The organism is Mediterraneibacter sp. HA8405 (assembly GCF_056148955.1).
In genome coordinates, this window is the sequence record NZ_CM148758.1 from 1,312,196 (window position 1) to 1,331,638 (window position 19,443).

At 48.0% G+C, this 19,443-nt stretch carries 11 protein-coding genes and 6 rRNA genes; 13 read left to right on the plus strand and 4 right to left on the minus strand.

Annotation, left to right across the window (positions count from 1 at the left end):
• The first annotated feature begins 118 nt into the window (after positions 1 to 118).
• Positions 119 to 658, plus strand: coding sequence for a histidine phosphatase family protein (locus tag AC0QUU_RS06150; RefSeq protein ID WP_474545531.1), 540 nt, complete (start codon positions 119 to 121; stop codon positions 656 to 658).
• A gap of 61 nt (positions 659 to 719) precedes the next feature.
• Here AC0QUU_RS06150 and AC0QUU_RS06155 read toward each other — a convergent pair whose 3' ends face one another.
• The 4 genes from AC0QUU_RS06155 to AC0QUU_RS06170 all read right to left on the minus strand — a co-directional run bounded on the left by AC0QUU_RS06155 (position 720) and on the right by AC0QUU_RS06170 (position 3,111).
• Complete coding sequence (locus AC0QUU_RS06155) at positions 720 to 1,433, minus strand: riboflavin kinase (RefSeq protein ID WP_474545252.1); 714 nt, start codon at positions 1,431 to 1,433, stop codon at positions 720 to 722.
• Between the two features lie 8 nt (positions 1,434 to 1,441).
• Entirely contained in the window at positions 1,442 to 2,086 is a 645-nt protein-coding gene (locus AC0QUU_RS06160) for an ECF transporter S component (protein ID WP_474545254.1), read from the minus strand.
• Between the two features lie 147 nt (positions 2,087 to 2,233).
• Positions 2,234 to 2,512, minus strand: coding sequence for a GNAT family N-acetyltransferase (locus AC0QUU_RS06165; protein WP_474545255.1), 279 nt, complete (start codon positions 2,510 to 2,512; stop codon positions 2,234 to 2,236).
• A gap of 98 nt (positions 2,513 to 2,610) precedes the next feature.
• Entirely contained in the window at positions 2,611 to 3,111 is a 501-nt protein-coding gene (locus AC0QUU_RS06170) for a GyrI-like domain-containing protein (protein ID WP_474545256.1), read from the minus strand.
• A gap of 144 nt (positions 3,112 to 3,255) precedes the next feature.
• Here AC0QUU_RS06170 and AC0QUU_RS06175 point away from each other — a divergent pair, with 144 nt between their 5' ends.
• The 12 genes from AC0QUU_RS06175 to AC0QUU_RS06230 all read left to right on the plus strand — a co-directional run bounded on the left by AC0QUU_RS06175 (position 3,256) and on the right by AC0QUU_RS06230 (position 19,259).
• Positions 3,256 to 3,405 carry a hypothetical protein gene (locus AC0QUU_RS06175; RefSeq protein ID WP_474545258.1) on the plus strand — a complete coding sequence of 50 codons (150 nt, stop codon included), beginning with the start codon at positions 3,256 to 3,258 and terminating at the stop codon, positions 3,403 to 3,405.
• A 22-nt stretch (positions 3,406 to 3,427) separates the two neighbouring features.
• Positions 3,428 to 4,210, plus strand: coding sequence for a helix-turn-helix domain-containing protein (locus tag AC0QUU_RS06180; RefSeq protein WP_474545260.1), 783 nt, complete (start codon positions 3,428 to 3,430; stop codon positions 4,208 to 4,210).
• Positions 4,211 to 4,870: 660 nt separating this feature from the next.
• A 16S ribosomal RNA gene (locus AC0QUU_RS06185) occupies positions 4,871 to 6,403 on the plus strand.
• Positions 6,404 to 6,654: 251 nt separating this feature from the next.
• Positions 6,655 to 6,772 (plus strand): 5S ribosomal RNA (gene rrf, locus AC0QUU_RS06190).
• A gap of 426 nt (positions 6,773 to 7,198) precedes the next feature.
• Positions 7,199 to 10,089: ribosomal RNA gene (locus AC0QUU_RS06195) — 23S ribosomal RNA — on the plus strand.
• The 16S, 23S and 5S rRNA genes sit together here, the layout of an rRNA operon.
• Positions 10,090 to 10,440: 351 nt before the next feature.
• On the plus strand, positions 10,441 to 11,508 hold the full coding sequence (locus tag AC0QUU_RS06200; protein WP_474545262.1) for a hypothetical protein: 1,068 nt from the start codon (positions 10,441 to 10,443) through the stop codon (positions 11,506 to 11,508).
• 35 nt (positions 11,509 to 11,543) lie between these two features.
• On the plus strand, positions 11,544 to 11,732 hold the full coding sequence (locus AC0QUU_RS06205) for a maltose acetyltransferase domain-containing protein (protein ID WP_474545264.1): 189 nt from the start codon (positions 11,544 to 11,546) through the stop codon (positions 11,730 to 11,732).
• A gap of 550 nt (positions 11,733 to 12,282) precedes the next feature.
• Positions 12,283 to 13,815 (plus strand): 16S ribosomal RNA (locus tag AC0QUU_RS06210).
• A 251-nt stretch (positions 13,816 to 14,066) separates the two neighbouring features.
• A 5S ribosomal RNA gene (gene rrf, locus AC0QUU_RS06215) occupies positions 14,067 to 14,184 on the plus strand.
• Positions 14,185 to 14,569: 385 nt separating this feature from the next.
• Positions 14,570 to 17,460: ribosomal RNA gene (locus AC0QUU_RS06220) — 23S ribosomal RNA — on the plus strand.
• A 307-nt stretch (positions 17,461 to 17,767) separates the two neighbouring features.
• Complete coding sequence (locus tag AC0QUU_RS06225) at positions 17,768 to 18,013, plus strand: HPr family phosphocarrier protein (RefSeq protein ID WP_474545266.1); 246 nt, start codon at positions 17,768 to 17,770, stop codon at positions 18,011 to 18,013.
• A gap of 76 nt (positions 18,014 to 18,089) precedes the next feature.
• Positions 18,090 to 19,259, plus strand: coding sequence for an ABC transporter substrate-binding protein (locus AC0QUU_RS06230; RefSeq protein WP_474545267.1), 1,170 nt, complete (start codon positions 18,090 to 18,092; stop codon positions 19,257 to 19,259).
• Positions 19,260 to 19,443 lie beyond the last annotated feature (184 nt).

Sequence of the window (19,443 nt, forward strand, 5' to 3'; positions counted from 1 at the left end):
GTTAAAATAGAGAGAAAATTATAAAATGGATGCGCTTCCCCCGGTGAGAAGACCGGAAAGAGTTCCAGAATATGAGGCAAATGAAAACAACCAGGTTAGAAATACGAAAGGAGCCGATATGGGATATTTTTATTTTGCCCGTCACGGGCAGACTGTGTGGAATGTAGAGAATAAAATCTGCGGCGCTACGGATATTGCGCTGACAGAAAAGGGACATGAACAGGCAAAGGAGCTTGGAAGGAAAATTCTTGATGAAGGAATACACATTGATGAGATTATCTGTTCGCCTCTGATGCGCGCGGCGGATACGGCAAGACACGTCTCGGATATCATAGGGGTTCCCGTGAGGGTGGAATCAGAGCTGAAAGAGCAGAACTTCGGAAAATATGAGTCAACCCCACGGGACGGGGAGGAGTTCCGGCAGGCGAAGATGTGCTTTGCCCAGAGTTATGAAGGGGGAGAGTCCATGATCCGTTTCTGTCAGAGAATCTATAATCTTCTGGACAGAATTAAAGCAGAGTCAGACGAAAAAGTCTATCTTCTCGTGGCACATAATGGAGTTGCACGGGCGGTACAGTCTTATTTTACAGACATGAGCAATGAAGAATTCGCGAAGTTTGGTATAAAAAACTGTGAGCTGAAGAAATATGAATTCTAAAAGGGAAACAGGTGCAGGCTGAAAGGCCGGCGCCTGTTCTGCATGTATATGTATAGGATGGTCAGCGGCAGGGATCATAACGATAGCCATATCCTGTCAGCGTTCGGATAAAACCGTATTCTCCGGAAAAGGGCCGGAGTTTCTTCCTGATTTGAAACACCGTGTTTTCTACTGCGTGGCAGCAGCCGTTTGCCGGTTCTTCCCAGACGGCTTCATAGATCTGTTCTTTTGTAAAGGCTGCGTCCGGATTGGCGTGGAGCAGATTCAGTACCTGGAATTCTTTTGCTGACAGATATACTTCCTGCCCGTTTACGGATACCGTGCGGGATGCTGCGTTTATTTTCAACTCTGCCCCCGGCTTTGAAGAGGCAGACGGAATCCCCCAGAATTGCCGCACTGCGGCGCAGTCTTTCTGGATCTGGCGGTGAAGGAGAGAAAAAGTACTGTATTCTTTTACAGGACGCAGCTTATGATACAGTTGCAGCTCTATTTTGCAGCCGTAGATTTCTCTGTGAAAATCCAGAAGAATCGTTTCTACGGAAATATCCGGATTGCCGTCAACAGTCGGCCGGGTTCCGATATGAGTTGCGCCGTAATATGTTTGTGTATCTAAGAGAATTTTTGAAATATACACGCCATTTTCCGGCAGGACAGTTTCCAGGGCGGGGGCCAGATTTGCTGTGGGTGTCCCCGTAAATTTACCGATACCCCGGCCGTGGACAACAGTTCCTGTTATTATGCAAAGAGGATGATCTTTCTTTTCTTTTTTCATCATAAATTCTCCTAAAGAATACCATTCATGGACAGAATGAGCAGGATGCAGGTGACGGCGACGGTAACAGAAAAAAGAATCATGCCGGTATGCCGTCTGCGGGGACTCTGCCCGGAGGCGGACAGATATCCGCTTTTTCTTAAGGCTGTTATCACCGGCTTATACAGGAGGAAAGTAAAGGCTGCATTCAGCCCGCTTTTGATCAGGTTAAAAGGAAGAAAAGCGGGCAGCAGAAGTTCTGCCACAGCTTCCCGGGGATAGCCCATATAAAACGGAGTGATCAGATAATTCCAGATCAGCATAACGGAAGTCATGACCAGACAGCCTGAAAGAAGTCCTGTTGTGGCTCCGGCCAGAGAATGCTTCCTCTTATATATTATGGAAGCGGTGCAGGCAAAGGCACAGGTGGACAGAATATTCATAACACAGCCGATGATACCTGTGTCACTGACAGAGAACATTTCAATAAAAGATACAATTACGGAAACGATAAAAGCGGTAAACGGTCCCCAGATCAGGCCGCCCAGTGTGATAATCACATCCTTTGGATCGTATTTCAGAAACAGAACGACCGGTACGCGTCCGACTGCCATAACGGCATAGGAGATAGCGCACAGCATGGCAATGGTTGTGATTCTTTTCGCTTTACTGTTCATGTTGGTTCCTCCACATAAAAAATACACCTGAAAGAGATGCCTTTCAGGTGCAGTGCTCTTTTGTTCGGATGTGCTGATTATAGCATTCCGGCTGTGGAAGAACAATGTGCAGGGCAGAATTCGGAAACAATTCGGAACTTGTCCGGCTTATTTCAATAGATGAGAGTACTCCGGATGTTTCTCAAACCAACCTGCCGCATAGGAACAGGTGGGCACTGCTTTCAGATTTCTGCTTTCCAGTTCATTTACAACTTCCTTCATAAGCTTTCCGGCGATTCCCTGGCCGCGGAGGGAGGTGTCAACAAAAGTGTGGTCGATCTCCACTGTGTTTTTGTCTTCCCCCTTATAGGGAAATGTGATCTGAGCCAGAAGAGCGCCTTCTTCTGAAAGAAGAACAATTTCGTTTTCTTTGTGTGTAAAATCCATATTCTCAATCCTTTCCGTGAAAAATTTCGTACCTGCTGTTATTGTATCTTATATGGGAAGAATGGCAAGGGCAAATTTTCCGGTATGGTCCGCCTTTCTTACTTTCGGCGGATGGGAAGACGGATAACGGTGCGCAGTTTTTCAGGTGCGGTTCTTCTGGGATCGCTCAGATAGATCTCATGATGCATCCGGCAGCCGGAAAAGTCCGTTTCATAGCCCTGTTCTTCAAGAAAGGCGTCTATTTTCTGTATGGTTTCAGGTTCATCGTCGTAACTTCCGGTATGCATACATTGTACACAGAGCCCCTCGCGAAGCGTGAAAAATTCTGCTTTGGAAAAATCCGTTTTTTTCTTCTCAGTGGCTTCCCGGACAGCCCAGTCAAATACTTCCCGGGTAACGAATTCCGGAAGACGGATCATGGAGATCCCTCCGTTTATTCCCTGTCTTGTAACGATGGGAATGCCTGCCTGACACAAGGTGTCAATATCCCGGCTGATTGTTCTTCGTGATACTTCGAACTGTTCGGCAAGAACCGGGGCGGTAATGGTTTCTTTCTGTAACAGAATTGAGAGAATGCCGATCAGGCGGTCAATTTTCATGCGCTGTTCCTCCGTAAAATCTGTCTGTATTATACCATGGAAAAGAGGACGACTATGTGTCATGTTTTGCTTTCAGAAAATATTTATGTTCAGGCTCGGACGCAGGGCGAATAGCAGAAAGAACGGACGTGCATCAATAATAATATGGAAAAAGAAAGAAATATCTTTCGTTCGGTGCCGGAAATTCAAAAGCGAATAGAAAAAAGAATAAATTCTACTGCTGGTCGGTTGCGGATCCGGAGCCTGAGAACTAAAATAGCATCAGATTCAGCAGCGGATTTCAACGCAGATTGAGACGAGGAGGCACAGAGACATTATGTTTGAGATTGATAAAGAAGCCTTTGGTGCATTTCTGGCAGAACAGAGAAAAGCGAAAGGGTATACACAAAAAACACTGGCGGAAAAACTGTTTGTCTCAGATAAAGCAGTCAGCAAATGGGAGAGAGGATTGAGTATGCCGGATATCTCTCTGCTGGCCCCTTTATCTGATATACTGGGAATATCTGTTACCGAGCTGCTGGAAGGGAAAAAAATAGATTCTGCCTCCTCTATAAAAACAGAAGAGGTGGAAACTATTGTAAAAAAAGCGCTGGCACTTTCGGAAGAAACGCCGGAAAAAGCGCGGCAGAGGAAAAGAAGGAACAGAGTTATTTTCGGGCTGTGTACACTGGCAGCTTTTCTGGAAACTGCAGGGGGAATATGGTTTATAACAGGAATGGGAGACAGATATCAGTTTTCGGATTTCCGATCAGTAATAAGAATAGAAATAATGTTACTTATATTTACCGGCTATTTCTGGTGCTTTGTGAAAGAGAAACTTCCGACATATTATGATGAAAATAAGATTCATACATACAGTGACGGAGTATTTCGTCTGAATATTCCGGGAATCCGCATAAATAACACCAGCTGGCCCCGCATTATTAAATGTATGAGATACTGGCTGGCGGCTGTTCTTGTAACCTATCCCGCAGTTGAATTTGCCGGGATGCAGATAAGCGCGGGAACAGGCAAAGAAAGCGTGCTGGCAGCAGGGGTTATGGCTGTTTATCTGGCAGGGCTGTTCCTTTCCATATATATTTCCGCAAAAAAGTGCTGATCCGGACAGGTTTGAAATCCTGTACTGGGAGAATACAGATGCTGATGAAATAGAAGATAAATAATATAGAGGTATTTGCCGTAATTGTGCGAATTGTCTGAAATAAATAAAAAAGAGAAAAAACATTGACAATTACTGCCGGGGGTGATAAGATAGCACCTGTCGCTGATGACGGGGCCTTAAAAAAGCCGCAGGAAATCATGTCAGCCGGAGACGCGGAGGCGGAACAGCCGGGGATGTGAGAGTGGAAAAAAGGGAGCCGGAAGCGCTGAAAAAACAGATGAAAAAAACTGTTGACAACGCCTTGCTGATGTGATAATCTATACAGGCTGTCGCCTGAAGCTGACCGAAAGGAAAGCGGATGAGACAGAAAAGAAAAATAAAAAAGTTCTTGACAAAGCGGAACAGATTTGATAAAATATCAAAGCTGTCGCTTGAGAGAGAACGACAGGAACCTTGATAACTGAACAATAGACAACAACCCTTGAAAATTTCTTTGAAGAGAAAATTTCTAAGAACGTCATTGAACAATGAGGTTCGACTCCGTCGAACGGCTTTCACACCAGATTCGTGAAAGACCTCATCAAGTGTTCAATGCCAAACAAACAGTAAAAAGGGAAGAATTAGCTAGTAGTTAGTTCTGAACTTGGAACAAACATTTTTAACGAGAGTTTGATCCTGGCTCAGGATGAACGCTGGCGGCGTGCCTAACACATGCAAGTCGAGCGAAGCACTTTACTTTGATTTCTTCGGATTGAAAAGTTTTGTGACTGAGCGGCGGACGGGTGAGTAACGCGTGGGTAACCTGCCCCATACAGGGGGATAACAGTTAGAAATGACTGCTAATACCGCATAAGACCACAGCACCGCATGGTGCAGGGGTAAAAACTCCGGTGGTATGGGATGGACCCGCGTCTGATTAGCTAGTTGGTGAGGTAACGGCCCACCAAGGCAACGATCAGTAGCCGACCTGAGAGGGTGACCGGCCACATTGGGACTGAGACACGGCCCAAACTCCTACGGGAGGCAGCAGTGGGGAATATTGCACAATGGGGGAAACCCTGATGCAGCGACGCCGCGTGAGCGAAGAAGTATTTCGGTATGTAAAGCTCTATCAGCAGGGAAGAAAATGACGGTACCTGACTAAGAAGCACCGGCTAAATACGTGCCAGCAGCCGCGGTAATACGTATGGTGCAAGCGTTATCCGGATTTACTGGGTGTAAAGGGAGCGTAGACGGATAGGCAAGTCTGAAGTGAAAGCCCGGGGCTCAACCCCGGGACTGCTTTGGAAACTGTTTATCTAGAGTGCTGGAGAGGTAAGTGGAATTCCTAGTGTAGCGGTGAAATGCGTAGATATTAGGAGGAACACCAGTGGCGAAGGCGGCTTACTGGACAGTAACTGACGTTGAGGCTCGAAAGCGTGGGGAGCAAACAGGATTAGATACCCTGGTAGTCCACGCCGTAAACGATGACTACTAGGTGTTGGCAGGCAAAGCCTGTCGGTGCCGCAGCAAACGCAATAAGTAGTCCACCTGGGGAGTACGTTCGCAAGAATGAAACTCAAAGGAATTGACGGGGACCCGCACAAGCGGTGGAGCATGTGGTTTAATTCGAAGCAACGCGAAGAACCTTACCTGCCCTTGACATCCGAATGACCGGTGAGTAATGTCACCTTTCCTTCGGGACATTCGAGACAGGTGGTGCATGGTTGTCGTCAGCTCGTGTCGTGAGATGTTGGGTTAAGTCCCGCAACGAGCGCAACCCTTATCTTCAGTAGCCAGCGGCCAGGCCGGGCACTCTGGAGAGACTGCCAGGGATAACCTGGAGGAAGGTGGGGATGACGTCAAATCATCATGCCCCTTATGGGCAGGGCTACACACGTGCTACAATGGCGTAAACAAAGGGAGGCAGAGCCGCGAGGCCGAGCAAATCTCAAAAATAACGTCTCAGTTCGGATTGTAGTCTGCAACTCGACTACATGAAGCTGGAATCGCTAGTAATCGCGAATCAGAATGTCGCGGTGAATACGTTCCCGGGTCTTGTACACACCGCCCGTCACACCATGGGAGTTGGTAACGCCCGAAGTCAGTGACCCAACCGAAAGGAGGGAGCTGCCGAAGGTGGGACCGATAACTGGGGTGAAGTCGTAACAAGGTAGCCGTATCGGAAGGTGCGGCTGGATCACCTCCTTTCTAAGGAAGAAATAACTTTTTCCGTCCGGAGCAATCCAACTAAAACGGAGGAAATAACTTTTTCCGCCTGGAGCAATCTAACTAAAACGGAAGAAGAAGTAAAGAGCTGTTGTCTATTGTCGAGTTATCAAGTCGAGGAAAGAGCATAAGAACAGAAGGGTTCGCCTTGCCAGGTTCGAAAGGACCTCACCAAGCGCGGCGAACAAGCTTGGTTCTAAGCTCGAAAAGACCTCGCTAAGAACTCAGGCTTTTTTGGTGGCGATGCGCCCGGGGGCAACACCCGTTCCCATCCCGAACACGATGGTTAAGACCCGGACGGCCGATGGTACTGCACTGGAGACGGTGTGGGAGAGTAGGTGGCCGCCAAATTTAAAGAAAAGAAACTAAGATGGAAACGCCATCGAAGTTGAACATAAATACTGGTATGGGCGGACAACAATCCGTCGGGCCAACCCAATCAGCAGGGCAGTGCTGTTAACGCTGGGTTTACCAGTGATCAGAGTTCAAAAGAAGTTTTGAGTTCTGATGACTGATAAACAATCAGTCAGAAGCAGATGCGAAGCTCTAAGAGTTTTAGATATTCGTATCTGAATGTACCTTGAAAACTGCATACAGAGAAAAATCAATGATATAAGATCTTATATATCTTATACAAGACATCCGAGGTAATGTTATTTAACAACATTAACAATACAGTCTGAAGAAAACAGACTTAAAATAAATTGGCCTATTGCCAACACATGTAACGCTATACATGTGTAGAGGAAGATCCATTCCCGTGGATCTGAATCGTTTGGTTATGCTGATAAGAGCGTATGGTGGATGCCTTGGCACTAAGAGCCGATGAAGGACGTGATAAGCTGCGAAAAGCTTCGGGGAGGGGCAAATACCCATCGATCCGGAGATATCCGAATGGGGAAACCTGGCTGAGCAAACCTCAGTCGTCCCTGAGCCAATCCATAACTCAGGGAAGGGAACCCGGTGAACTGAAACATCTAAGTAGCCGGAGGAAGAGAAAACAACATGTGATTCTGTGAGTAGCGGCGAGCGAAAACGGAAGAGCCCAAACCAGGGTGCGTGCATCCTGGGGTTCGGACCGCGGAATTGATTCAATAAGCCTAGCAGAACGGTTTTGGGAAAGCCGGCCAGAGAGGGTGAAAGCCCCGTAAGCGAAAGGCGAGTTGACATGGCGGTATCCAGAGTAGGTCGAGACACGTGGAACCTTGACTGAATACGCGGGGACCACCCCGTAAGGCTAAATACTCCTTAGTGACCGATAGCGCATAGTACTGTGAAGGAAAGGTGAAAAGGACCCCGGGAGGGGAGTGAAAAAGAACCTGAAACCATATGTTTACAAGCTGTGGAACATCTTTATATGATGAACCGCGTACTTTTTGTAGAACGGTCCGGCGAGTTGCGCTGGCTGGCGAGGTTAAGGACTTCAGGTCCGGAGCCGAAGGGAAACCAAGTCTGAATAGGGCCACAGTCAGTCGGAGCAGACCCGAAACCGGGTGATCTACCCATGTCCAGGTTGAAGTTGCCGTAAAAGGCAATGGAGGACCGAACCCACATCCGTTGAAAAGGGTGGGGATGAGGTGTGGGTAGGGGAGAAATTCCAATCGAACCCGGAGATAGCTGGTTCTCCTCGAAATAGCTTTAGGGCTAGCCTCATGTTAATCTTACGGAGGTAGAGCACTGAATTCCTGCGGGGGCGTCAAAGCTTACCAAGGGATATCAAACTCCGAATGCCGTGTAGATGATGCATGGGAGTCAGACGATCCGAGATAAGTTGGGTGGTCAAAAGGGAAAGAGCCCAGACCTGCAGCTAAGGCCCCAAAATGTGTGTTAAGTGGAAAAGGATGTGGGATTTCGAAGACAACTAGGATGTTGGCTTAGAAGCAGCCATCCATTAAAAGAGTGCGTAATAGCTCACTAGTCGAGAGGTCCTGCGCCGAAAATGTCCGGGGCTGAAACACACTGCCGAAGCTCAGGGATTTACGAATGTAAATCGGTAGAGGAGCATTGTTAACTGGACGAAGCGGTACCGGAAGGAGCCGTGGACGGTTAAGAAGAGAGAATGCCGGAATGAGTAGCGAGAGGAAGGTGGGAATCCTTCCGGCCGAATATCTAAGGTTTCCAGGGTAAAGCTGATCTGCCCTGGGTAAGTCGGGACCTAAGGCGAGGCCGAGAGGCGTAGTCGATGGATAACAGGTTGAAATTCCTGTACTATCCTGTAACAGAACTGTGGGGACGCAGGCAGAGAGCGTGAGCCGGGAATGGAAAGACCGGTGCAAGCGAGGTAGGAGTGTATCAGGCAAATCCGGTACACAATCCGAAGACGTGACGCGGACCGAAAACAAGTAGGGAAGCACGTGAGCTGACTGCCAAGAAAAGCCGCTATTGTTTGCAGGGTACCCGTACCGTAAACCGACACAGGTGGATGAGGAGAGAATCCTAAGGCCGACGGGAGAAGCATTGTTAAGGAACTCGGCAAAATGACTCCGTAACTTCGGGAGAAGGAGTGCCTCGAGAGAGGCCGCAGAGAATTGGCCCAAGCAACTGTTTAGCAAAAACACAGGTCTATGCGAAACCGAAAGGTGAGGTATATGGGCTGACGCCTGCCCGGTGCTGGAAGGTTAAGGGGAGAGGTTAGCGCAAGCGAAGCTTTGAACTTAAGCCCCAGTAAACGGCGGCCGTAACTATAACGGTCCTAAGGTAGCGAAATTCCTTGTCGGGTAAGTTCCGACCCGCACGAAAGGCGTAATGATTTGGGCACTGTCTCAACAATGCACCCGGTGAAATTGAAATACCAGTGAAGATGCTGGTTACCTGCGCCAGGACGGAAAGACCCCATGGAGCTTTACTCCAGCTTGATACTGGGATTCGGTATTGCATGTACAGGATAGGTGGGAGGCTAAGAAGTGGTGACGCCAGTTGCCATGGAGCCAATGTTGGGATACCACCCTTGCAGTACTGGGTTTCTAACCAGCAGCCGTGATCCGGCTGGGGGACAATGTCAGGTGGGGAGTTTGACTGGGGCGGTCGCCTCCGAAAGGGTATCGGAGGCGCTCAAAGGTTCCCTCAGAATGGTTGGAAACCATTCGCAGAGTGCAAAGGCAGAAGGGAGCTTGACTGCGACACCGACGGGTGGAGCAGGTACGAAAGTAGGACTTAGTGATCCGGTGGTATAAAGTGGGATTGCCATCGCTCAACGGATAAAAGCTACCCTGGGGATAACAGGCTTATCACTCCCAAGAGTTCACATCGACGGAGTGGTTTGGCACCTCGATGTCGGCTCATCGCATCCTGGGGCTGTAGTCGGTCCCAAGGGTTGGGCTGTTCGCCCATTAAAGCGGTACGCGAGCTGGGTTCAGAACGTCGTGAGACAGTTCGGTCCCTATCCGGCGTGGGCGTAGGATATTTGAGAGGAGCTGTCCTTAGTACGAGAGGACCGGGATGGACTGGCCGCTGGTGTATCTGTTGTTTTACCAAGAGCATAGCAGAGTAGCCAAGCCGGGAAGGGATAAACGCTGAAGGCATCTAAGCGTGAAGCCCCCCTCAAGATGAGATATCCCATAACGACAAGTTAGTAAGACCCCTTGAAGACGACGAGGTAGATAGGGCAGAGGTGGAAGTGCGGTAACGCATGGAGCTGACTGTTACTAATCGGTCGAGGGCATAACCAAAGCGGGAATAGGTGAAGATGGATGATAGATTGATTCTTTGTATGTAGTTTTGAAGGTACATGAATATATACCGGGAATGAGAGGAAGCACCTGAAAGAATAATCTTTCGGGTGTTTTTTGCGTGTGCGACGCCCCAAAATCCGGGCCAGTCCGGGAACATGGCGACCGTATATAATCCCGGAACATGCCTGTTGGCACTTCCGGTGGTTAGATTTTGGATCCTTTTGTTGCTTCCTTCTGTGTTTCCCGGATATTATGCGGAAAAGAGAGGAAAAAGTAATTGAGAGAAGCTCCGAAGTGCTATAAGATAAGATTAGCGGACAAAGTGATTTGCTGAAAGGAAATGCAGATATGCAATTATTATTAAAAGATAAACCGATTTTGGACATACAGGATAACGGAACATGCAGGATACTTGATTTTGACAGACTTCCGTTTGCCCTGAGAAAAGAGAACATTACATTTGTTGATTTTATCGAATGGGCATCAAACCGGACTCTGTCGATCGGACGCAGCTACGCAAAAGAAATATTAAATTCACTGCGGCTGTCACAGACAAACAGGTTTGCTGTGTGCAAGGCATGCAGGGGGCTGAGCCTGGAAGATTCATACTGGATCAGGCAGGATGGTGACAAAAAAACATGGAAAGAGGTCAATCTGTTTCATAATCCGCTGTCTCTTTTTGTAACAGAGATATCCTTATCGGGAACAAATATTCATTATTCAATGAATGCTGAAGAACGCCGCAATATCCATACCCCGGAGCTGACTACCCTGGGGGCGAGTGCAAAAGGATGGATCAGACGAGGCGACAGACTATTTCTCCATAAAGTAGGAAAGTATGAAATTCCCGCGGATCAGATACTGACCGCACTTGATATTCCGCATATTCATTATCATATTTCTACGGAAGAAGAGATTGCCACTTATCTTACGGAAGAGAGAAAAGCCTGGATAGATGGTGTAGGCGAGGCAGTGGTCAATTCGGAACTTTTTACTTCGGAGAAGATATCTCTGGTGACTTTTGAAGAGTTTCAGATTTTTTGCTCTCATTATGGGATGAATCCATATTCAGAAGCGGAAAAAATAGACAGAGAGTTTTACCTGAAAATGCACATAGCGGATTACATTCTGAATAATAATGACAGGCACGAACAGAACTGGGGATTCCTGATGGAAAATGAGACCGGAAAACTGACTGGTTTTTGTCCTTTGTTTGACCACGATCACACGTTTGTAAATTACGATAATGTAATGTCTCAGACAACAGAGTCTGAAATGACACTGAGAGAAGCTGCGATCAGAGCAGCAAAAGAACTCGGGCTGAAAGCAGACGGGCTGGACGGAATTGATCGGCCTGAGTTTTTAAGCGAAGTACAGTGGATAGATGTGCTGGAAAGAGCAAAACATCTTTTATAGAGATCTGGGATATGTAATATTACAGGAGGAGAACGATGAGCAGTATGAAAGAAAAAATGCATACAGGCGAACTTTATCTTCCGGGAGACACGGAAATTATGGAAGATCAGACAAAGCGCCTGGATCGTCTTTACGATTATAACAAGACCCGTCCGACTGAGGGAAAGAAAAGAGAAGCTCTGCTGATAGAAACGTGTCAGAATTGCATGAATTGTCTGAAATAAATAAAAAAGAGAAAAAACATTGACAATTACTGCCGGGGGTGATAAGATAGCACCTGTCGCTGATGACGGGGCCTTAAAAAAGCCACAGAAAATCATGTCAGCCGGAGACGCGGAGGCGGAACAGCCGGGGATGTGAGAGTGGAAAAAAGGAGCCGGAAGTGCTGAAAAAACAGATGAAAAAAACTGTTGACAACGCCTTGCTGATGTGATAATATATAAAGGCTGTCGCTTGAAGCTGACCGAAAGGAAAGCGGATGAGACAGAAAAGAAAAATAAAAAAGTTCTTGACAAAGCGGAACGGATTTGATAAAATATCAAAGCTGTCGCAGAAAAAGAACGACAGGAACCTTGATAACTGAACAATAGACAACAACCCTTGAAAATTTCTTTGAAGAGAAAATTTCTAAGAACGTCATTGAACAATGAGGTTCGACTCCGTCGAACGGCTTTCACACCAGATTCGTGAAAGACCTCATCAAGTGTTCAATGCCAAACACAGTAAAAAGGGAAGAATTAGCTAGTAGTTAGTTCTGAACTTGGAACAAACATTTTTAACGAGAGTTTGATCCTGGCTCAGGATGAACGCTGGCGGCGTGCCTAACACATGCAAGTCGAGCGAAGCACTTTACTTTGATTTCTTCGGATTGAAAAGTTTTGTGACTGAGCGGCGGACGGGTGAGTAACGCGTGGGTAACCTGCCCCATACAGGGGGATAACAGTTAGAAATGACTGCTAATACCGCATAAGACCACAGCACCGCATGGTGCAGGGGTAAAAACTCCGGTGGTATGGGATGGACCCGCGTCTGATTAGCTGGTTGGTGAGGTAACGGCCCACCAAGGCAACGATCAGTAGCCGACCTGAGAGGGTGACCGGCCACATTGGGACTGAGACACGGCCCAAACTCCTACGGGAGGCAGCAGTGGGGAATATTGCACAATGGGGGAAACCCTGATGCAGCGACGCCGCGTGAGCGAAGAAGTATTTCGGTATGTAAAGCTCTATCAGCAGGGAAGAAAATGACGGTACCTGACTAAGAAGCACCGGCTAAATACGTGCCAGCAGCCGCGGTAATACGTATGGTGCAAGCGTTATCCGGATTTACTGGGTGTAAAGGGAGCGTAGACGGATAGGCAAGTCTGAAGTGAAAGCCCGGGGCTCAACCCCGGGACTGCTTTGGAAACTGTTTATCTAGAGTGCTGGAGAGGTAAGTGGAATTCCTAGTGTAGCGGTGAAATGCGTAGATATTAGGAGGAACACCAGTGGCGAAGGCGGCTTACTGGACAGTAACTGACGTTGAGGCTCGAAAGCGTGGGGAGCAAACAGGATTAGATACCCTGGTAGTCCACGCCGTAAACGATGACTACTAGGTGTTGGCAGGCAAAGCCTGTCGGTGCCGCAGCAAACGCAATAAGTAGTCCACCTGGGGAGTACGTTCGCAAGAATGAAACTCAAAGGAATTGACGGGGACCCGCACAAGCGGTGGAGCATGTGGTTTAATTCGAAGCAACGCGAAGAACCTTACCTGCCCTTGACATCCGAATGACCGGTGAGTAATGTCACCTTTCCTTCGGGACATTCGAGACAGGTGGTGCATGGTTGTCGTCAGCTCGTGTCGTGAGATGTTGGGTTAAGTCCCGCAACGAGCGCAACCCTTATCTTCAGTAGCCAGCGGCCAGGCCGGGCACTCTGGAGAGACTGCCAGGGATAACCTGGAGGAAGGTGGGGATGACGTCAAATCATCATGCCCCTTATGGGCAGGGCTACACACGTGCTACAATGGCGTAAACAAAGGGAGGCAGAGCCGCGAGGCCGAGCAAATCTCAAAAATAACGTCTCAGTTCGGATTGTAGTCTGCAACTCGACTACATGAAGCTGGAATCGCTAGTAATCGCGAATCAGAATGTCGCGGTGAATACGTTCCCGGGTCTTGTACACACCGCCCGTCACACCATGGGAGTTGGTAACGCCCGAAGTCAGTGACCCAACCGAAAGGAGGGAGCTGCCGAAGGTGGGACCGATAACTGGGGTGAAGTCGTAACAAGGTAGCCGTATCGGAAGGTGCGGCTGGATCACCTCCTTTCTAAGGAAGAAATAACTTTTTCCGTCCGGAGCAATCCAACTAAAACGGAGGAAATAACTTTTTCCGCCTGGAGCAATCTAACTAAAACGGAAGAAGAAGTAAAGAGCTGTTGTCTATTGTCGAGTTATCAAGTCGAGGAAAGAGCATAAGAACAGAAGGGTTCGCCTTGCCAGGTTCGAAAGGACCTCACCAAGCGCGGCGAACAAGCCTGGTTCTAAGCTCGAAAAGACCTCGCTAAGAACTCAGGCTTTTTTGGTGGCGATGCGCCCGGGGGCAACACCCGTTCCCATCCCGAACACGATGGTTAAGACCCGGACGGCCGATGGTACTGCACTGGAGACGGTGTGGGAGAGTAGGTGGCCGCCAAATTTAAAGAAAAGAAACTAAGATGGAAACGCCATCGAAGTTGAACATAAATACTGGTATGGGCGGACAACAATCCGTCGGGCCAACCCAATCAGCAGGGCAGTGCTGTTAACGCTGGGTTTACCAGTGATCAGAGTTCAAAAGAAGTTTTGAGTTCTGATGACTGATAAACAATCAGTCAGAAATGTACCTTGAAAACTGCATACAGAGAAAAATCAATGATATAAGATCTTATATATCTTATACAAGACATCCGAGGTAATGTTATTTAACAACATTAACAATACAGTCTGAAGAAAACAGACTTAAAATAAATTGGCCTATTGCCAACATATGTAACGCTATACATGTGTAGAGGAAGATCCATTCCCGTGGATCTGAATCGTTTGGTTATGCTGATAAGAGCGTATGGTGGATGCCTTGGCACTAAGAGCCGATGAAGGACGTGATAAGCTGCGAAAAGCTTCGGGGAGGGGCAAATACCCATCGATCCGGAGATATCCGAATGGGGAAACCTGGCTGAGCAAACCTCAGTCGTCCCTGAGCCAATCCATAACTCAGGGAAGGGAACCCGGTGAACTGAAACATCTAAGTAGCCGGAGGAAGAGAAAACAACATGTGATTCTGTGAGTAGCGGCGAGCGAAAACGGAAGAGCCCAAACCAGGGTGCGTGCATCCTGGGGTTCGGACCGCGGAATTGATTCAATAAGCCTAGCAGAACGGTTTTGGGAAAGCCGGCCAGAGAGGGTGAAAGCCCCGTAAGCGAAAGGCGAGTTGACATGGCGGGATCCAGAGTAGGTCGAGACACGTGGAACCTTGACTGAACACGCGGGGACCACCCCGTAAGGCTAAATACTCCTTAGTGACCGATAGCGCATAGTACTGTGAAGGAAAGGTGAAAAGGACCCCGGGAGGGGAGTGAAAAAGAACCTGAAACCATATGTTTACAAGCTGTGGAACATCTTTATATGATGAACCGCGTACTTTTTGTAGAACGGTCCGGCGAGTTGCGCTGGCTGGCGAGGTTAAGGACTTCAGGTCCGGAGCCGAAGGGAAACCAAGTCTGAATAGGGCCACAGTCAGTCGGAGCAGACCCGAAACCGGGTGATCTACCCATGTCCAGGTTGAAGTTGCCGTAAAAGGCAATGGAGGACCGAACCCACATCCGTTGAAAAGGGTGGGGATGAGGTGTGGGTAGGGGAGAAATTCCAATCGAACCCGGAGATAGCTGGTTCTCCTCGAAATAGCTTTAGGGCTAGCCTCATGTTAATCTTACGGAGGTAGAGCACTGAATTCCTGCGGGGGCGTCAAAGCTTACCAAGGGATATCAAACTCCGAATGCCGTGTAGATGATGCATGGGAGTCAGACGATCCGAGATAAGTTGGGTGGTCAAAAGGGAAAGAGCCCAGACCTGCAGCTAAGGCCCCAAAATGTGTGTTAAGTGGAAAAGGATGTGGGATTTCGAAGACAACTAGGATGTTGGCTTAGAAGCAGCCATCCATTAAAAGAGTGCGTAATAGCTCACTAGTCGAGAGGTCCTGCGCCGAAAATGTCCGGGGCTGAAACACACTGCCGAAGCTCAGGGATTTACGAATGTAAATCGGTAGAGGAGCATTGTTAACTGGACGAAGCGGTACCGGAAGGAGCCGTGGACGGTTAAGAAGAGAGAATGCCGGAATGAGTAGCGAGAGGAAGGTGGGAATCCTTCCGGCCGAATATCTAAGGTTTCCAGGGTAAAGCTGATCTGCCCTGGGTAAGTCGGGACCTAAGGCGAGGCCGAGAGGCGTAGTCGATGGATAACAGGTTGAAATTCCTGTACTATCCTGTAACAGAACTGTGGGGACGCAGGCAGAGAGCGTGAGCCGGGAATGGAAAGACCGGTGCAAGCGAGGTAGGAGTGTATCAGGCAAATCCGGTACACAATCCGAAGACGTGACGCGGACCGAAAAGAAGTAGGGAAGCACGTGAGCTGACTGCCAAGAAAAGCCGCTATTGTTTGCAGGGTACCCGTACCGTAAACCGACACAGGTGGATGAGGAGAGAATCCTAAGGCCGACGGGAGAAGCATTGTTAAGGAACTCGGCAAAATGACTCCGTAACTTCGGGAGAAGGAGTGCCTCGAGAGAGGCCGCAGAGAATTGGCCCAAGCAACTGTTTAGCAAAAACACAGGTCTATGCGAAACCGAAAGGTGAGGTATATGGGCTGACGCCTGCCCGGTGCTGGAAGGTTAAGGGGAGAGGTTAGCGCAAGCGAAGCTTTGAACTTAAGCCCCAGTAAACGGCGGCCGTAACTATAACGGTCCTAAGGTAGCGAAATTCCTTGTCGGGTAAGTTCCGACCCGCACGAAAGGCGTAATGATTTGGGCACTGTCTCAACAATGCACCCGGTGAAATTGAAATACCAGTGAAGATGCTGGTTACCTGCGCCAGGACGGAAAGACCCCATGGAGCTTTACTCCAGCTTGATACTGGGATTCGGTATTGCATGTACAGGATAGGTGGGAGGCTAAGAAGTGGTGACGCCAGTTGCCATGGAGCCAATGTTGGGATACCACCCTTGCAGTACTGGGTTTCTAACCAGCAGCCGTGATCCGGCTGGGGGACAATGTCAGGTGGGGAGTTTGACTGGGGCGGTCGCCTCCGAAAGGGTATCGGAGGCGCTCAAAGGTTCCCTCAGAATGGTTGGAAACCATTCGCAGAGTGCAAAGGCAGAAGGGAGCTTGACTGCGACACCGACGGGTGGAGCAGGTACGAAAGTAGGACTTAGTGATCCGGTGGTATAAAGTGGGATTGCCATCGCTCAACGGATAAAAGCTACCCTGGGGATAACAGGCTTATCACTCCCAAGAGTTCACATCGACGGAGTGGTTTGGCACCTCGATGTCGGCTCATCGCATCCTGGGGCTGTAGTCGGTCCCAAGGGTTGGGCTGTTCGCCCATTAAAGCGGTACGCGAGCTGGGTTCAGAACGTCGTGAGACAGTTCGGTCCCTATCCGGCGTGGGCGTAGGATATTTGAGAGGAGCTGTCCTTAGTACGAGAGGACCGGGATGGACTGGCCGCTGGTGTATCTGTTGTTTTACCAAGAGCATAGCAGAGTAGCCAAGCCGGGAAGGGATAAACGCTGAAGGCATCTAAGCGTGAAGCCCCCCTCAAGATGAGATATCCCATAACGACAAGTTAGTAAGACCCCTTGAAGACGACGAGGTAGATAGGGCAGAGGTGGAAGTGCGGTAACGCATGGAGCTGACTGTTACTAATCGGTCGAGGGCATAACCAAAGCGGGAATAGGTGAAGATGGATGATAGATTGATTCTTTGTATGTAGTTTTGAAGGTACATGAATATATACCGGGAATGAGAGGAAGCACCTGAAAGAATAATCTTTCGGGTGTTTTTGCGTATACGGGAAATGTTTTTGCTTTTATCAGAAAAACAGGAATATTCAGTGAAAACAGTTGCACAATACAGAATAATCTGATATTATAATTTATGTATTTATATCAGCAGAATGCGCGAGACAATAAATAGGTTTGTCCGATGACGGACGGCATGTTTATTGTCTCTTTTTTTACGGGAGGCGATCTTATGAGAAGAACAATGAACATTCAGTTTAAATCCTATGAAATGATTGAAAGGTTTATCAGAGAAATTGCAGATGTCAGAGGAGAATTCGATCTGGTATCAGGACGAAGAGTGGTAGATGCAAGATCTTTTCTTGGAATTTTCAGCCTGGATCTTTCCGGACCGCTTGTACTGAATGCTGTGACAGATGATCCCAGAGCCTTTGAGATATTCCAGCGATATGCGATTAATACGGCATATCAGGCGTAAACGCTGCTTTTACTTGACAAAAACCTCCTTCAAGAGTACGATAGTAACATTAGCATTTCAGGGAGGAGGATTTATTATGAAAATGTTAAAGAAAGCAGCCAGTGTCGCTCTCGCGGCAGCGCTTGTCGTATCTATGGCAGCCTGCGGAAGTGATAATGGTGGATCAGGTTCCAGAGACGCTGATAAATTCTATATTGGCGGAATCGGACCTACAACAGGCGACAATGCAATTTATGGAACAGCCGTAAAGAACGGTATCCAGCTTGCAGTGGATGAGATCAATGAGGCCGGAGGAATCAACGGGTATCAGATCGAGTACAGCTTTGAGGACGATCAGAGTGACGCAGAAAAGTCTGTAAATGCCTACAATACACTGAAAGACTGGGGCATGCAGATGCTTGTAGGAACAGTTACATCTACACCTTGTGTTGCAGTAGTTGAAGAGACTCATGCGGACAATATGTTCCAGTTCACACCGTCTGCAACAGCAGTAGAGAGTATTCAGTATGATAATGCATTCCGTATGTGCTTCTCTGACCCGGATCAGGGTAAGGCATCTGCAGATTATATTTCAGAGAACGGCATTGCAACAAAAATTGCTGTAATTTACAACAGCTCTGACACATATTCTACAGGTATTCGTCAGAAATTTGAAGAAGAAGCAGAGTCACTGGGACTGGATATTGTAGCTTCTGAGGCATTTACCGCAGACAGCAAGACAGATTTCTCTGTTCAGATTCAGAAAGCAAAAGATGCAGGCGCAGAACTTGTATTCCTTCCGATTTACTATCAGGAAGCATCTCTTATTCTTGCGCAGGCAAACAATGCAGGATTTGATCCGATCTGGTTCGGCGTTGACGGAATGGACGGAATTCTTAATCTGGACGGATTTGATGCATCTCTGGCAGAGGGACTTATGTTCCTGACGCCGTTTACTGCTGATTCCGAAGATGAAAAGACTCAGACTTTCGTTGCTGATTATGAAGCAGCATTTGGTGATACTCCGATTCAGTTCGCGGCAGATGCATATGACTGCCTCTATGTAATGAAGGAAGCAATGGAGAAGGCGGACGTTACTCCGGATATGAGCATTTCCGATATCTGTGACGCACTTAAAACATCCATGACTGAGATTACAGTTGACGGACTTACAGGAACACAGATCAGCTGGACTTCAGACGGCGAGCCGTCAAAGGACCCGATCGTTGTTCAGGTTGAGGGCGGAAAATATAAAGTTCTTGAGTAATAATCAGAATTATAAAGTATAAGATATTCCCGGTTTTTCGACTCGGTATAAAGAGCAGAGAAACCGGGATTTTTTATGTCCTGCGATTCCTTGATTCAGTTCCGGCGCCTCTGAAAAGGGACGGAATTCAGATCTCATAAAAATAAAGTATAGAAATTTACAGGAAATTGTGGCATTCTTAAAT

What these genes read in the sequence shown, in the direction of transcription:
- AC0QUU_RS06150 (WP_474545531.1), top strand. Translation starts at nt 119, where the DNA reads ATGGGATATTTTTATTTTGCCCGTCACGGGCAGACTGTGTGGAATGTA.
- AC0QUU_RS06155 (WP_474545252.1), bottom strand. Translation starts at nt 1,433, where the DNA reads ATGATGAAAAAAGAAAAGAAAGATCATCCTCTTTGCATAATAACAGGA.
- AC0QUU_RS06160 (WP_474545254.1), bottom strand. Translation starts at nt 2,086, where the DNA reads ATGAACAGTAAAGCGAAAAGAATCACAACCATTGCCATGCTGTGCGCT.
- AC0QUU_RS06165 (WP_474545255.1), bottom strand. Translation starts at nt 2,512, where the DNA reads ATGGATTTTACACACAAAGAAAACGAAATTGTTCTTCTTTCAGAAGAA.
- AC0QUU_RS06170 (WP_474545256.1), bottom strand. Translation starts at nt 3,111, where the DNA reads ATGAAAATTGACCGCCTGATCGGCATTCTCTCAATTCTGTTACAGAAA.
- AC0QUU_RS06175 (WP_474545258.1), top strand. Translation starts at nt 3,256, where the DNA reads ATGGAAAAAGAAAGAAATATCTTTCGTTCGGTGCCGGAAATTCAAAAG.
- AC0QUU_RS06180 (WP_474545260.1), top strand. Translation starts at nt 3,428, where the DNA reads ATGTTTGAGATTGATAAAGAAGCCTTTGGTGCATTTCTGGCAGAACAG.
- AC0QUU_RS06200 (WP_474545262.1), top strand. Translation starts at nt 10,441, where the DNA reads ATGCAATTATTATTAAAAGATAAACCGATTTTGGACATACAGGATAAC.
- AC0QUU_RS06205 (WP_474545264.1), top strand. Translation starts at nt 11,544, where the DNA reads ATGAGCAGTATGAAAGAAAAAATGCATACAGGCGAACTTTATCTTCCG.
- AC0QUU_RS06225 (WP_474545266.1), top strand. Translation starts at nt 17,768, where the DNA reads ATGAGAAGAACAATGAACATTCAGTTTAAATCCTATGAAATGATTGAA.
- AC0QUU_RS06230 (WP_474545267.1), top strand. Translation starts at nt 18,090, where the DNA reads ATGAAAATGTTAAAGAAAGCAGCCAGTGTCGCTCTCGCGGCAGCGCTT.